The sequence below is a fragment of the Paenibacillus sp. MDMC362 genome (assembly GCF_003269305.1).
Lineage (GTDB): Bacteria > Bacillota > Bacilli > Paenibacillales > Paenibacillaceae > Paenibacillus_AQ.
In genome coordinates this window covers 26,864-41,197 of sequence record NZ_QLYT01000006.1, presented here as the reverse complement: position 1 = coordinate 41,197, position 14,334 = coordinate 26,864, and the positions used below count along the sequence as shown (strand labels likewise).

15 protein-coding genes are annotated in these 14,334 nt (G+C 48.2%); 14 read left to right on the top strand and 1 reads right to left on the bottom strand.

From position 1 onward, the window contains the following. Nucleotides 1-33: 33 nt before the first annotated feature. From gerPC to DP091_RS01315, 3 genes are read left to right on the top strand one after another with little or no spacing between them, the layout of a single operon-like run. On the top strand, nucleotides 34-654 hold the full coding sequence (gerPC, locus tag DP091_RS01325) for a spore germination protein GerPC (protein WP_113056728.1): 621 nt from the start codon (nucleotides 34-36) through the stop codon (nucleotides 652-654). Further along, the gene (locus DP091_RS01320; protein WP_071218159.1) at nucleotides 632-817 is read left to right on the top strand and encodes a spore gernimation protein GerPD; all 186 of its coding nucleotides are present in this window, start codon (nucleotides 632-634) and stop codon (nucleotides 815-817) included. Before gerPC ends, DP091_RS01320 begins: the two co-directional genes overlap by 23 nt. After that, entirely contained in the window at nucleotides 814-1,242 is a 429-nt protein-coding gene (locus DP091_RS01315; RefSeq protein ID WP_113056727.1) for a spore germination protein GerPE, read from the top strand. Before DP091_RS01320 ends, DP091_RS01315 begins: the two co-directional genes overlap by 4 nt. A gap of 125 nt (nucleotides 1,243-1,367) precedes the next feature. Here DP091_RS01315 and tlp read toward each other — a convergent pair whose 3' ends face one another. Continuing rightward, entirely contained in the window at nucleotides 1,368-1,595 is a 228-nt protein-coding gene (tlp, locus tag DP091_RS01310; protein WP_071218157.1) for a small acid-soluble spore protein Tlp, read from the bottom strand. 224 nt (nucleotides 1,596-1,819) lie between these two features. On the opposite strand from tlp, the gene DP091_RS01305 reads away from it, so the two are divergent. The 11 genes from DP091_RS01305 to DP091_RS01255 all read left to right on the top strand — a co-directional run bounded on the left by DP091_RS01305 (nucleotide 1,820) and on the right by DP091_RS01255 (nucleotide 14,246). Then, nucleotides 1,820-3,115, top strand: a complete 1,296-nt coding sequence (locus DP091_RS01305; protein ID WP_113056726.1) for a YCF48-related protein — start codon at nucleotides 1,820-1,822, stop codon at nucleotides 3,113-3,115. Nucleotides 3,116-3,315: 200 nt separating this feature from the next. Next, entirely contained in the window at nucleotides 3,316-3,498 is a 183-nt protein-coding gene (locus DP091_RS01300) for a hypothetical protein (protein WP_113056725.1), read from the top strand. Nucleotides 3,499-3,727: 229 nt separating this feature from the next. Then, nucleotides 3,728-4,144 (top strand): DUF2500 domain-containing protein, encoded by a 417-nt coding sequence (locus DP091_RS01295; protein ID WP_113056724.1) that lies wholly within the window; start codon nucleotides 3,728-3,730, stop codon nucleotides 4,142-4,144. 66 nt (nucleotides 4,145-4,210) lie between these two features. Next, entirely contained in the window at nucleotides 4,211-4,960 is a 750-nt protein-coding gene (locus DP091_RS01290) for an SDR family NAD(P)-dependent oxidoreductase (protein ID WP_113056723.1), read from the top strand. A gap of 210 nt (nucleotides 4,961-5,170) precedes the next feature. Beyond that, nucleotides 5,171-7,492, top strand: coding sequence for an AraC family transcriptional regulator (locus DP091_RS01285; RefSeq protein WP_258394362.1), 2,322 nt, complete (start codon nucleotides 5,171-5,173; stop codon nucleotides 7,490-7,492). 144 nt (nucleotides 7,493-7,636) lie between these two features. Next, nucleotides 7,637-9,268, top strand: coding sequence for a type 2 periplasmic-binding domain-containing protein (locus DP091_RS01280; RefSeq protein WP_113056721.1), 1,632 nt, complete (start codon nucleotides 7,637-7,639; stop codon nucleotides 9,266-9,268). 82 nt (nucleotides 9,269-9,350) lie between these two features. Continuing rightward, nucleotides 9,351-10,310 carry an ABC transporter permease gene (locus DP091_RS01275; RefSeq protein ID WP_113056720.1) on the top strand — a complete coding sequence of 320 codons (960 nt, stop codon included), beginning with the start codon at nucleotides 9,351-9,353 and terminating at the stop codon, nucleotides 10,308-10,310. Between the two features lie 13 nt (nucleotides 10,311-10,323). After that, nucleotides 10,324-11,205 (top strand): carbohydrate ABC transporter permease, encoded by an 882-nt coding sequence (locus tag DP091_RS01270; RefSeq protein WP_100536541.1) that lies wholly within the window; start codon nucleotides 10,324-10,326, stop codon nucleotides 11,203-11,205. Nucleotides 11,206-11,220: 15 nt separating this feature from the next. Next, complete coding sequence (locus tag DP091_RS01265; protein WP_113056719.1) at nucleotides 11,221-12,348, top strand: glycoside hydrolase family 88 protein; 1,128 nt, start codon at nucleotides 11,221-11,223, stop codon at nucleotides 12,346-12,348. Between the two features lie 173 nt (nucleotides 12,349-12,521). After that, entirely contained in the window at nucleotides 12,522-13,157 is a 636-nt protein-coding gene (locus DP091_RS01260; RefSeq protein ID WP_113056718.1) for a copper resistance CopC family protein, read from the top strand. After that, entirely contained in the window at nucleotides 13,158-14,246 is a 1,089-nt protein-coding gene (locus DP091_RS01255) for a copper resistance D family protein (protein ID WP_113056717.1), read from the top strand. The last annotated feature ends 88 nt before the right edge of the window (nucleotides 14,247-14,334 follow it).

Sequence of the window (14,334 nt, the reverse complement as noted above, 5' to 3'; positions counted from 1 at the left end):
GCATAGATTGTATAGGAGCAGGGAGGCGGTTCCATGTACGATTATTACTTACAGCAATTGTTCCATATTCTTCATAGCCAGACAGAGCAGCTAAGTCGAATGGAACAAATGCTGAAGGAAATGCGCAGTGAAATAGATCGATTAAGAGAGGGAAGCGAGAAAACGATAGATCGAGTGGAATATAATTTTGATTTATTGAAAATTGAAAAATTGGAAGGCACCTTAAATATTGGACTGATGCCAAAGGATGGGCAGTCACTGGAGGATATTACCGTGAATGGTCAGCCGCCGTTAGAACTGTCCCAGTCTGGATATTCTGGCGGTGAACTGTTTTCGAACATATATCAGAATGTAACACGTTATCTAGAAGATACAGTACCTGGGCAGATCGAGCGCATGATTCCTGAAGCCCACTTTGTGCTTGATAATGAATATGCTGCGGTTATCATTGAAGATGTACGTAAACAACTCGGAGACCGTATAACGCTGTATTTGAAGCAATATCAAACGAACAGGGAAACCATGAACCCGCAAGAGGTAGAGCAATCGATCGTCAAACAAATGAAGAGTGAGATCGCTTCGGCAGTTGAGCAGCACCTTCTTAATATGCAACGAGGGAAGTGGCATTCAAATGAAAATGACAGTCGTCAATAAAGAGCTCCAGGTTGGTTCGATCCGCATTACGGCGATCTCAAGTTCGTCCGTACTGTTGATTGGAGATACCCATGTGATTAATAGCTCCTCCATGTATGATACGCCTTCCGAATCACTTCAGATCAGCCCGCTTGTTCCGTTATCCCCGGGTTCCGCACCATGAAACGTCATTCACATGTTGATCACATGTATATCACCAATATTTCAGATAGTTCAGCATGTATATGCGGTGAATCGGGACATATCGATGCCAATACACGCGCATTAGCGGTTCAGCGGCAGGTGCCGGTGTTTTTTGAGGACGAGGGAGATTATGAGGTTTACTCGATATTTTCCAGATCCATACCCACATGGCCGCCGCAATCAGACGTAGAACTAAACATTATACAAGACCATAAGAAGATTCATGTGGGATGCATCGAAATTATAGCGACTGCATCTGCGTCGGTTGTACAGGTGGGACCGAACGATACCATGGATTTGGAATCGAGGTTGAAGGCAATCAGACACTTTATTACGGGCGCGCCCGAGTATTTAAAGGATTATAAGGGAGTCATTGTCAAAAAGAATTTCGTGAAGAAGGAGTAATCTCAATCGGCTCGAATGGAGACAGCTGATTCAAAATAGGTGATGTCCCGCGGCCAATACGATATGTAAAAAACAGGAGGCGCATTATTTGCGCCTCCTGTTTTTATATTGCTCAGCGGATTATTCTATTCTCCTTGCTGATGAGCAGCTTCGTCTTTGATCTCTTCCCGGAAGCCGGAAATACTCTTTTCACGACGAGCATTACGATCTTGAATCTGTTCTTTCTCGCTTGCCGGAATTTCATCCCCAAACTCCTCGAGATAATCTTCGGCTTCACGATAGTTCTCAATCGTGTTCTGGACCGCCTGCTGCAAATGCTCTACATTGTCTTCGCGATTATCGGGTTTTGCCATGAGTTTTCACCTCCTTAAAATTCATCTGCTTTGCTAAAATTACACACCTCAATAGTCTTCCATCATAAAAACATCCTTATGCATATGAGACTGACACTATCAAAAAAGCTACAGTATTGTAAATTTTGCAAGTCAGTTCTTTACATTTCTGTTGGACGGAATATGTTATAATGTCGAAAAAGCAGACTCACAGCATGACATTGAAATAAGAGGAGGAAGAATTCTTGAGATCAAGTCGTTTTATAGTCTGGCTCAGTATGCTAATGATGATGGCATTCATGTTAGCAGCCTGTACCTCAGAACCGATAAAACAACAGCAAACTTCTACAGTAGAAGGCCCTCCTGAATCGGTTGAAGATGAAGAAGAAGGTCAGACCATTACACTAGTAACGCCGGATACGGCGATGAAAGCACCCGAGGAAAAAAGCAAATATCAGATACATACACGGTTGACGGATTTCCAACTCTTGAATGAGTCAACGGGAATTGCTTGGGGGATAACGAACACGGAATTACGTCTGTATCAGACTCAGGATTATGGCGAAACGTGGGTTGATATCTCTCCATCCTCCAATGTACAGTTCGTTGATAAGCTGGAGTATGGGAAAGACATCGTGTTTACGGATAAGAAACATGGTTGGATTATACGCAACAAGCAGAGGTCAGCCGAAACGATCCTGCTCAATACGACGGACGGGGGAGACACCTGGAAGCTTTCTTCGCTGCCGGAGACGGGTGTCGTCACCGCCATGTCCTTCGTTTCATCTCAGCAGGGATGGATTATGGCGAAAGGCGATCTTTCCCGGGGCTCTGAGGAAAAGTCGCTATTTCGAACCAGCAATAATGGCGGGTTATGGGAAGAGGTCATGCAGAATTCGGAGTATCCGACGTCCCGTGTTCCCGGCAGCGTGATTCCACGAACAGGGTCCATCATCGGCTTAACCTTCACGGATTCGCTTGTCGGATTTGCGACCATCCGTGAAATGCAATCCTCCAAATTGTATATTACCCGCGATGGAGGCCAGAAGTGGAAGTCCTCCGGACAGATATTCAAGAGCAAGCTGCTGGATCGGTGCGGTTCGATCTTTGCCGGCGCCCCTAAGTTTCTGGGCAGAGGCAGTAGCGGAAGCGAAGTTTATATTCCGGTTACCTGCGTGCAGGATGATCAGGCAAGCTATTTGGGTTACTTTACGGCCGACACGGGGAAATCATGGAATTTGGTGTCATTCCCCATGACGGGTGATACCGGCAAGGGCTCCAATCAGCCTGTTTTCCGCCGGCTTCATGAGGGGTGGAGAATGGTGAACGGCATTGTTTATCATACGAATGATATGGGCAAGACATGGAAGCCATTTCCGAGGAGCAAGCTTCTGAACGATAATCTCGCTAAATATCCGAACGTGGTAAAACTGCAGTTTACATCGTCTGATGTCGGTTGGATGCTTATCGAAACAACGGACAAGAATCGATCGCGTCTGATGAAAAGCAGTGACGGCGGGGAGACCTGGCAGGGTCTATAAAACTACGGCAAGAGTACGTGATTTGAATATGCCAATAAAATAGGCCGGGATTAAAAAAGCTTTATCGACTGCAACTTTATCAGTTTGGATAAGGCTTTTTCGGCTTAAATTGTGAAATTAATCACAAATATTAGCTTCCATGTATGCTACTATAAAGATGTAATCAGGTACTCCAAATTGTTTAGAAGGGGACGATCCTCATGCATACCGATCAAATGACGATAAACTTCCTCCGCCTTTGCTACCATTGTGATGATGCATGTTTATGCGACACCGAGGAGCAGTGTCTGGCTTGCTGGAATGAGCAGGAATTGACACCACAGGAGCATGAAATGACGGGACAAGAAGAAACGATGAAATGGATGAGATTGGCTTACGATTGAATAATGGTGGCAAAGATAGCAATGATGACCATGAAGGGTATAAATGGAAGCGGACGCTCTAGTCCCGCGAAGAAGCTGATGACTGGTTAAGTACAGACATCGGCTTTTTGGTGCTCCCAGAAAAGGACAAGTTCTTTAAAATTTCAATCAAACTTTCCATGAGCTATGAGTTAAATTGTCCGAAATAAAGCATATACATATTTCAAGACAAGGTGGAGGGGGGAGCCGTATGGGATCGGGGTCAGTTTGGATGTTCGATTTTTTCGGCAGCGTTATGCCCGTGTTTTTCATCGTCGTCATCGGGATCATTTTGCTGTCGGCCGGTAAGGGAATCTTGCAATGGAGCCAGAACAACCGACAGCCTTTGCTATCGGTCGATTCCAAGATTGTGAGCAAACGAACGGAAGTGAAACATACGCAGCAGACGGATGATACGATGTCGAGCCGTACTCGTACCACCTATTACCTGACCTTTGAAGTGGAGAGCGGAGACCGCATGGAGTTTGTTGTGAATGGGGAGGAATTCGGCATGTGCGCGGAAGGAGACGAGGGACTGCTGCGTTTCCAGGGAACACGGTACTACGGATTCGTTAGACACCCTAGAGCGAATCTTAGCGTGGTCCGCGGTTATGACCATCCTAAATAAGAAACCGGCTTAATTTTATATCCGCCTTCTCCTGTGGTATATAATGAAGGAGAAGGAGGGTGGCATATGAAATTTGAGGATAAAACGGTCGTAATAACGGGCTCTGCCCATGGGATTGGCCGCGGATTGGCCGAGGCTTATGCTCTAAGCGGAGCCCGAGTGATATTAAGCGATGTACATGAAGAACAGGGCAACCTGGCGGCAAATGCCTTGAAGGAGCAAGGATTGAACGCGGTCTTCATCCCTTGCGATGTAAGGAAGGAAGAAGATATTAAACGCCTGATGAACCAAGCCGTCCAATATGCCGGCACCATCGATATTTTGATTAATAATGCCGGGGTCTCCCGTTGGAAATCGCCATATGAGCTTACGGTTGAAGACTGGGACGACGTGATCAACACGAATGCCCGAAGCTGTTTTTTGGCGACGCGTGAAGCGGCGGTACATATGAAAAAGGCTGGGAATGGCGGGGCTATCGTCAATATGTCATCCACGCGTTCGATCATGTCCGAGCCGAATTCGGAGGCTTATGCAGCTTCCAAAGGAGCCATTGTCGCGTTGAGCCATGCCATGGCCGTAAGTTTGGGACCCGATGGAATTCGGGTGAATTGTATAAGCCCGGGCTGGATTGAAACGGGCAGTTATGATGAGCTTCGTACAGCGGACCATAAGCAGCACCCAGCCGGACGGGTAGGGACCCCGGCTGATATCGCCAAGGCCTGCTTTTATTTTACCGATCCGGATAATGATTTTGTCACGGGGGCCCATCTGGTTGTGGATGGCGGCATGACCCGCAAAATGATATATGAGCCCTAGTTGTCTGAATATCTAGAGCGTCTTCCCATGGAAGGCGCTCTTCTTGATGCACATGGGGCCGATATCTCGTATATGATACAAATTCGTGATGCATTAACATTTTTGAAGAAAACCTGTTCATGATAAATAAAAACAGTATGATGTAATTAATGTAAGTATGAAGAAGGTCACATCTTAAGACTGGGAAGGAATGAGGGTATGGGGAAATTGATGACAACTAGTGCAAAAAATGAACGTTCCAATCGAGTGTCCGTGTTCGTTACACTGCTCATGTCCTATCTTGTAATACTGCTGATCCCGGTCATCGTGTTCTGGGGACTGTATACGCAAATCGAGCGGATTATGATCGAAAATGCCAACAACTCCAACATGGCGCTGATCGAGCAGGCGAAGCAGGTGGTGGACAGCCGATTGGATGAAATGCATCTGATTTCCCGGAACATCACTTCGCATCCGCGACTGGATACGCTGCTAAAGGCAAGCTCCCCTCAAAACGGGACCGAGAACTACAATTACTACACTTTCATGCAGGAAATGCAGCGATACCGGAACAGCAGCAGTTTTATCACCGATTTTTACGTATATTTACGGGAGAGCGATACGGTTCTCAGTCCCTCCTTAAAAACAACGTCTCGTGTCTTGTTTTCCGATATTTACGGATATGAAAAATTAACCTATCAACAGTATCAAGCAGATATTCTGCACGGTATCCATTTTAACCGGTATTTGCCCGTAACCGAAGTTGGCAAAGGGTTAAACCAGAAACGCATGCTCACATATATGCAAACGCTTCCATTTGGTGAAAAGACCAATCCTAAAGGCGCGCTTGTTATGCTGATTGAGGAGAGGCAGATCGCGGGATTGCTTGATGAGATTGTCAAAACAAACCAGGGAACCATTTACATCAAGGATGCCAGCGGCCAAGTGATTCTTAGTGCCGGTGAATCCGAGGTTCACAGTAAGGGTGAAACCGCGGATAATCCGCGTGTGATGACGGTATCGACAAGATCTGCGCGGAGCGGGTGGGAGTATGTATCGGCCGTGCCGGAAAAAGCGTTCATGGAAAAGGTCTATATGGTCAAGCGGATGGCCGTTGGCGTTCTGGCCATCTGCCTTGTCGCTGGAATTGCGGCCTGTGCGTTCATGACCTACCGCGCGTACTTCCCTTTGCGTGACATTATCCGTTTCATTCGGCAATCTCATCCGGCTAAGGAGGGTAAGGTACGTAACGAATATGATTTTATCAAATCGACGATGGCGGACTCCTTCGGTAAACAGACGGAGATGAAGGAGCAATTGTCCAGGCAAACACCGGTGATTCGGTCCAACTTTTTGCAGCGATTATTGAAGGGAAACGTGGATACGGCAGATATGTCCGATCATGCTTTGGATTTCATGGGGATCTCGTTCCCGCATTCGAGTTTTGCCGTTGCCTTGATCGAGCTGAGGGACGCCAGCGGGTTCATACATAATGAGCGGGAAAGCGAATGGGCCCTGATCCGTTTTGTGACCGGGAAGGTGGCGGAAGAAATTTATCCCTTTACCGCATATTCCGTGGAGCTGGAGAAGAACCTGGTTGCCATTATTCTAAACATGCCGGAACCGCTGCACGATAAGGCAGACCAGCTGTACGATTGGGCAGAGCAAGTGAAGATGGTGATTGAACAGCGATTTAAATCCGACATCACGATCGGGATCAGCGAAATCCGTACCGGTCTTGGATGTTTGGCGAGCGGTTACGGCGAAAGCTTGAAGGCATTGGAATATTCCATTTTTACTGCGTATAAACCGATTTTACTGTACGAGGAAATGAAACAGAAAACGGAGGTGTATTATGATTTTCCCATTGAGACGGAAATCCAGCTCATTAACGCCATGAAAAGCGGGGATACGGATAAGGCGCAAGATATCATCCAGTGTCTGTACCATAATAACTTCAACGGACAATCCATCTCTCCTGAGCTCGGCAGACTCATGTTCGCTAACCTGCTCAGTACGATGTTCAAGCTGCTGAATGCTTTGAATTTGAAGTACGAGGATATATTCGGCGAGTCAGGCAAAACGCTTGAAGAAATTACGGAGGGGACCACGGTTGAGGAGCTCTACCGGGAAGTGAAATGGATGTTCGGCAAGGTTTGTCTCTACGTAAAAGATCAAAGGGGCGATTCCTCTTCGCTGCTGCTTGACAAAATCAAGAGCTACATTGCGGATCATCACGACGATGCCATGATCAGTCTGGCTTCCATTGCCGAGCAATTTGATATTACGCCGCCGTATCTGTCGGCTTTCTTCAAGAAAAACAGCGGCACCAATCTCACGGATTACCTGGCCAAGATTCGGATCGAACGTTCCAAGGAAATGATGCGTGATGCCAAAAACACGATTTCGTACATTGCCCGTTCCGTCGGTTATACCAGTGACGTCGGTTTTATAAGGGTATTCAAGAAATACGAAGGGATCACCCCGGGAAAATACAAGGAAACCCTGCATTCCCTATCATCGACCTTAAGAAATGATCATCTCAATTCTTAATCGCTGTTTATGTATGTTGAAACTGTACGGTATACGATGTAAGCGCTTCAGCGTTACGATTTGAACAGGGCGGGCTGGTTGGAACCACCTAAGCCTAATCTTATCGAATGATCATTCACTAGGGAAAAAGGGAGGCGTCGTGATTTGAAGACAAACCGGAAACGTGTTGCGAGACTTGCGATCTTTATGCTGATTGTGGCTATGATTGCCGGATGCAGCGGAAAAAGCTCGGGGGCCGAGGAGCCTGCCGGGGAAAAAGGTAAGGAAGGAACAGGCATGGCTGTTGGTGGTGACCCGGAATATCCTGAACAGTTGACCTATTGGGTATCGCTGAATGCAAATGCCTCTGCAACGATGCAGGATATGAACGGGATTGCCGCATATCAGGAATTGGAAAAAACGACAGGCACCAAACTGAAGTTCCAGCATCCGCCGGCGGGCCAGGAGGCAGACGCTTTTAATATCATGGTCTCTTCAGGCAATTTGCCGGATGTGGTGGAGCATGGATGGGCCAACGTATCAGGAGGTCCGGATAAAGCCATTTCGGACGGGTCCATCATCCGTCTGAATGAGTTGATTGAAGAGCATGCACCAAATCTAACGAAAGTGTTGAACGAACACCCGGAATATAAAAAGCTGATTACGACAGACGGAGGGAATATTTACGTATTTCCATTTATCCGCGGGGACGAATATTTGCTGACCTTTAACGGCCTTATCATCCGTAAGGACTGGCTTGACCAGCTTCAGCTGCCCGTACCGGAAACGATGGATGAGTGGTATGAAGTATTGAAGGCGATCAAGACCAAGGATCCGAACGGAAATGGGCAAGCGGATGAAATCCCGCTGCTGCTGGATATGGATATGACGGGCATCAACCATGCTTTTGTCGGCGCGTGGGGAGTTACAACCGGATTTTATCAGGTGGATGGGAAGGTCCAGTATGGACCCATCCAACCGGAATTCAAATCTTATTTGGAAACGATGAGCAAATGGTATGCCGAAGGCCTGATCGATCAGGATTACGCGGCAACGGACGGTACGCTTAAAGATGCCAAAGTAACCAACAATCAAGTGGGTGCCTTCTCCGGTTACATGGGCAGCAGCCTCGGCCGCTATTCCGAGCTCATGATAAAAAGCAATCCGGATGTAGAACTGGTGGGCGCTCCGAACGTTGTCCTGAAGAAGGGGGATAAACCGACCCTTGGACAGAAGGATTCGCCGTTCAACGGATTTGGGGCGGCTGTGACGAAAGCGAACAAGTTCCCGGCGGAAACGGTGAAATGGCTCGATTACAAATATGGGGAAGAAGGACATATGCTGTTTAATTTCGGAGTTGAGGGAGTCAGCTACGAGATGAAGGACGGATACCCGACTTATACCGATGAAGTGATGAAAAATCCAGATGGGCTGTCGATCACCCAGGCGATGTCAAAATACAACCTGGCCAGTTATTCGGGACCTTTCGTCCAGGATCGCCGATACATCGAGCAGTATTCCGCGCTGCCTCAGCAGAAAGCGGCTATTGAGACATGGATGAATGCGGAGAATGACCGTTTGATGCCGATTATTTCGCCAACGGCTGAAGAAAGCACGCGTTATGCCTCGATCATGAATGATATTAATACGTACTATGAAGAAATGGTTAACAAATTCATTATGGGCGTGGAGCCGATCAGCGGGTTTGACCAATTTGTCCAAACGGTTCAGGGTATGGGCATTGAGGAAGCGCTCCAGATTCAACAAGCCGCGCTGGACCGGTTCAACAGCCGTTAAGTTGTAGGCGCATGAAGAGGGGGAAGTCCTCGGGATTCTCCCTCTAACTGTGAATGATTTTTTTGTCAGAGGAGGGCATACGGTGCAGCTAAAGGAAGAAACAAACCGCGTTACGATACAGAGCAAGCCAGAGAGGTTCAGCGCAAGAGCTGCGAAGGACTTTCGCCGAAACTCCACGATTTACCTGATGCTGCTGCCGGTTGTGGCGTTTTATGCCGTGTTTCACTACGGACCGTTATATGGCCTGCAGATTGCATTCAAAAACTTCTCGGCAGGGCTCGGCATATGGAATAGCCCGTGGGTCGGCTTTCAACACTTCAGCGATTTCTTTAACGGATTTTTCTTTGAACGAGTGGTTAGTAATACCATTATCTTGGGCGCGTACGACCTCATATTTGTTTTTCCCGCATCCATCGTGCTGGCGTTAATGCTAAATGAGGTACGACATCGCATATTTAAGCGGACGGTACAATCCATTACGTATATTCCCCATTTCATATCTGTCGTTGTGGTTGTCGGGATGCTGGTGGATTTTTTGTCGGTAGACGGGCTGATCAATCATATCATCACCTACTTCGGCGGCAAACCGATATCATTCATGCGGCTGCCGGAATGGTTCCGTACCATATATACCTCATCTGCGATCTGGCAGGGGGTCGGTTGGGGCTCCATTATATATCTCGCAGCTATTTCCAATATCGATCCGTCCCTCTATGAAGCAGCTAAAGTGGACGGTGCCGGCCGCTGGAAGCAGATGCTTCAAATTACGCTGCCTGGCATCCTGCCAACGGTCATCATTCTGCTCATCCTGCGGATTGGGTCCTTTATGGCGCTGCAAGATGAGAAAATCCTGATTATGTACAATCCGGTTACTTACGAGACGGCCGACGTTATCGGTACCTACGTCTACCGTAAGGGAATTCTGGAAGCAAGCTACAGCTTTAGTGCCGCCGTCGGCATGTTTAATTCCATGATTAACTTTATGCTGCTCATTGGAGCCAATTATCTCAGCAAGCGGTTTACGGATACGAAGCTGTGGTAGAAAGGGGGCATCTATGCGAACTTCAAAATCTGTCAGTGAAGTCCTGTTTGATTCTGCGAATGTCATTCTCTTGTGCTTGCTATCGATCGTCACGTTATACCCGTTTCTCTATGTATTGTTCGCTTCAATCAGCACGCCGGCTGATTTCGTTCAGCACCGGGGAATTCTGCTGTGGCCCAAGGGCTTCTCGCTGGATTCCTATCGTATGGTATTCGAGAACCCCAATATTATTCGAAGTTACCTGAACACGATATTTTACGTGGTGGTCGGCACGACGCTGAACATTCTGATGACGGCTCTCGGAGCCTATGGCTTATCCAGGAAAAACGTGATGTGGAAGGGCACCATCATGATGCTGATCGTAATGACGATGTTTTTTGACGGCGGGCTTATCCCGAAATACCTGCTCGTGAAAAATATGGGTCTGCTTGATACGTACTGGGCATTGATTATTCCAAGCGCCATGACGACATGGAACTTGATTATTATGCGAACGGCATTTCAAGGCATACCCGATGCGCTCGAGGAATCCGCGCGAATCGACGGAGCCAGCGACTGGACCATTCTGTTCCGGATCATCATCCCGTTATCGCTGCCGGTCATTGCCGTCATGGTGCTCTTTTACGGGGTGTGGCATTGGAATAAATGGTTTGACGCCCTCATCTATTTAAGGGACCGGAACTTGTTTCCGCTTCAGCTTATCCTGCGCGAAATTCTGATCCAGAACGATACCAGCAGCATGATGACCTCGGTAGGAGGGGGAGATAGGATGCCGGTTGGCGAAACAATTAAGTATGCAACGATTATGGTGGCTACGCTGCCGATTTTGTTTCTATATCCATTCCTGCAGAAATATTTCGTGAAAGGCGTCATGATCGGAGCCATTAAAGAATAAGGAGGCAGTTGACTCATGTGGGAGCAAGCCATTAAGGATGCGGTAGAAAAAACCAAGCGAAATATCGGTCAATTCCCGATGAAGTTTCCTCACATCACGGAAGAGAAGCGTTACGAGTGGGGAGAGAGCAATGACTGGATTGAAGGTTTCTACACTGGGATGATCTGGCTGTGTTATGAATACACGAAAGACCCGTTGTTTAAGGAAACGGCGATAGCCCAATTGGAGGATTATAAACAACGCCTGCAGGAACAGCGGCATCTGGACCATCACGATATCGGATTTCTGTATCTTCCCTCTGCACTGGCCGCGTGGATTGTGGATGAGCATGAAGAAGGTAAACAGCTCGCTTTGAAAGCAGCGGATCATCTGATGCTGCGCTGGCGGGAAGAGGGACAGTATATTCAGGCCTGGGGCAAGAAAGGCGACGAGAAGAACGGCGGTCGCATTATCATCGATTGCATGATGAACATTCCGCTGCTGTATTGGGCATATGACCAGACGGGCGATGAGCGATACAAGCGCGTAGCCGTAGCTCACGCGGACAAGAGTCGACGCTACTTAATGCGGGGTGATGATTCGTCGTATCACACCTTTTACTTCAATCCGGAGGATGGAACCCCCATCCGAGGAGGAACGCATCAAGGATATCATGACGGATCAACATGGACGCGCGGCCAGGCATGGGCCATCTACGGATTCGCGCTCTCTTACCGCTATACCCGTGATCCGAAATATTTGGATACGGCTTTACGCGCCGCTCGTTTCTTTATTGAATACTTGCCGGAGGATCATGTTGCGTATTGGGATTTTGACGTCCCGATTGAAGAGGGTACATCTCGCGATAGCTCCGCTTCCGCCATTGCGGCGTGCGGCATGCTGGAGATATTGGAGCATCTGGACGGAGAAGATGATAATAAAGGGCTATTGACAGAAGCCGTTGAGAAGTCGATGATATCTCTCGTAAACCAATATTCTACCATCGGTGAAGCTGCAGAGGAAGGCTTGATCAAGCATGGTTCCTATTACGTCAGAGGCGGTGCGGGTCCGGATGATTATATGATCTGGGGCGATTACTATTACCTCGAAGCCTTGCTGCGGCTGACCAAAGGGATACCCGGCTATTGGTATGAGAGAGGTTAGCATCATAGAATCTGTGAAACGAACTGGGGATGTCGCGTGTTATGCGGCACCTCCTTTTTTGTGTAAAATATGTGGAATTCATTGTTCACAATATACTCATTAGCATTGTCGGAATGTCTTTGTTATGATGAGGAAGATTCAAATTTGAGATAAGTGGTTTGGAGGAGATATGCGTGTTGAAACATGTGAAAACTTCAGTCTTGCTGACCTTGGGTCTGCTGCTAATACTGGTATTCCCGACTGCAACGTGGGCCCATTCCAAGCTGGAATCCAGTACGCCCGCGGCGGATTCCAAGCTGACGGAAAGCGTGCAGGAAGTAAGCCTGTCTTTTAATGAAAATATCGATGAAAACTTGAGCACGCTCAAGATTAAGAATGCGCAAGGCGAATCGGTTGAAGTAGGGGAAGTCAAGATCAATCAGAATACCATGCTGGGGACGCTGGCTGCACCGCTTCCGTCCGGCTCCTACACGGTTGAATGGAAAATTGTGGGCGGCGATGGACATCCCGTGGACGGGACATACGCCTTCGAGGTAGATGCCCCGGAAACGGAAACCACTCCGGAGACGCCAGCAGATACAGAAGAAACGCCTGCGGATCCAGGAAATACACAGGATGATACAACGCCTGCGGAGGACACGGCTGCGGTCAACACGGATCAAACGGCTGACCAGGATCAGCAGGCGGACAACACTTCGGCTCCCGAACAATCGGCAGCCAGCGGTTCAACCGTGTGGATCGTTGTCATCGTGATTGTAGCATTTGTCGCAGGATACTTTGGAATTCGAGCCTCACGGAAGAAAAAATAAATGTCTTACTATTGGTTAAGTGAGCCGTTTCTATATTTAGCCTACGCCATTCTGGCTGGCATCACCGTATTGTCCCTGGTACCAAAAGCATTTAGGCCGGACATTTCGGTTCCGGCCTGGCTTGGCCCGGTGGCGGCAGCGGCTGTCATCGTATTTGGATTTGTGCCGCTGCTGCAGATCATGATGTTCTTCAAGGATGATATCGGGTTCTGGAAGTCCTTTAACAGCATCATGTTCAAATTCAGCGAGGGTGAGCGTTACGCCTGGATTCTGGTTCTCTCGATCCTGTTGGCGATTCTGACCATGCTTGTCCGCCGGAAGCCGGGTTCTGTATTACGCTGGCTCATGCCCGTTGCCTTGCTGGGCATTGCGGTGGCCATGTCCTCGTTTAATCACGCTGCATCCCTGTTCGAAAGCGCAGGGCAGCTTGCATTCTTCGGCCATTTTACAGCGATGGCGATATGGACGGGAACGTTGCTGATAACAGGATGGTTCAGTACGGATCAGAGCCGCTGGAGTGCGTTTCTTAGATGGTTCCATCCAACAGCGATCATCTGTGTCATCATTGTTATCGGATCCGGACTATTCTTGATGACGGCCGTGACGCCGGAGCCCATAAACAGCTGGACGCTGTCTTATGGTCAGGCTCTACTGGTTAAGCATATTCTCATTCTGCCGCTGTTGGTATTCGCGTTTGTAAACGGTCATCTCGTCAAGCGCAAGCTGCGCCGGGATTCCGGTTATCATCCGGTGGCATGGGCACGAAGTGAGGGAGTTCTGATCTGGTTGATTTATATCGTCACCGGATACATGAACCAGCAGCCTGCTCCGCATGAGGTCATTGACACATTGGCCTTATATGGTCCTGCTGGAACTTTTGTTTGGTTCCATCCCGGGTTTACGATCGGTGAACTGGCTTTCACGTGGAGTTGGATAGGAATCCTTAGCCTCTGCCTCGGGCTAGCGCTTCTGTGGAACGTCGTGAACGTATTCCGCAGAAGCCGGGCCGTGGCAGGCGCGTTGTTATGTGGACTAGGCGCTGTTGTGTTCATTTATTGCGGCTTGATGTTCTCGGTTACTACAGTTTAAGTCACTACAGTTTAATATCGTTTGAGTTGACAAGGTCCTTGCTGTTTACGCGGCAGGATCTTTTTTTTATGATAGGAGATAAGGCCTG

Bases quoted from the DNA above. Each gene is read 5' to 3' on its own strand.
- DP091_RS01295 (WP_113056724.1), top strand. From the start codon at position 3,728: ATGGGATCGGGGTCAGTTTGGATGTTCGATTTTTTCGGCAGCGTTATG.
- DP091_RS01315 (WP_113056727.1), top strand. From the start codon at position 814: ATGAAACGTCATTCACATGTTGATCACATGTATATCACCAATATTTCA.
- tlp (WP_071218157.1), bottom strand. From the start codon at position 1,595: ATGGCAAAACCCGATAATCGCGAAGACAATGTAGAGCATTTGCAGCAG.
- DP091_RS01265 (WP_113056719.1), top strand. From the start codon at position 11,221: ATGTGGGAGCAAGCCATTAAGGATGCGGTAGAAAAAACCAAGCGAAAT.
- DP091_RS01255 (WP_113056717.1), top strand. From the start codon at position 13,158: ATGTCTTACTATTGGTTAAGTGAGCCGTTTCTATATTTAGCCTACGCC.
- DP091_RS01320 (WP_071218159.1), top strand. From the start codon at position 632: ATGAAAATGACAGTCGTCAATAAAGAGCTCCAGGTTGGTTCGATCCGC.
- DP091_RS01300 (WP_113056725.1), top strand. From the start codon at position 3,316: ATGCATACCGATCAAATGACGATAAACTTCCTCCGCCTTTGCTACCAT.
- DP091_RS01285 (WP_258394362.1), top strand. From the start codon at position 5,171: ATGACAACTAGTGCAAAAAATGAACGTTCCAATCGAGTGTCCGTGTTC.
- DP091_RS01290 (WP_113056723.1), top strand. From the start codon at position 4,211: ATGAAATTTGAGGATAAAACGGTCGTAATAACGGGCTCTGCCCATGGG.
- gerPC (WP_113056728.1), top strand. From the start codon at position 34: ATGTACGATTATTACTTACAGCAATTGTTCCATATTCTTCATAGCCAG.
- DP091_RS01270 (WP_100536541.1), top strand. From the start codon at position 10,324: ATGCGAACTTCAAAATCTGTCAGTGAAGTCCTGTTTGATTCTGCGAAT.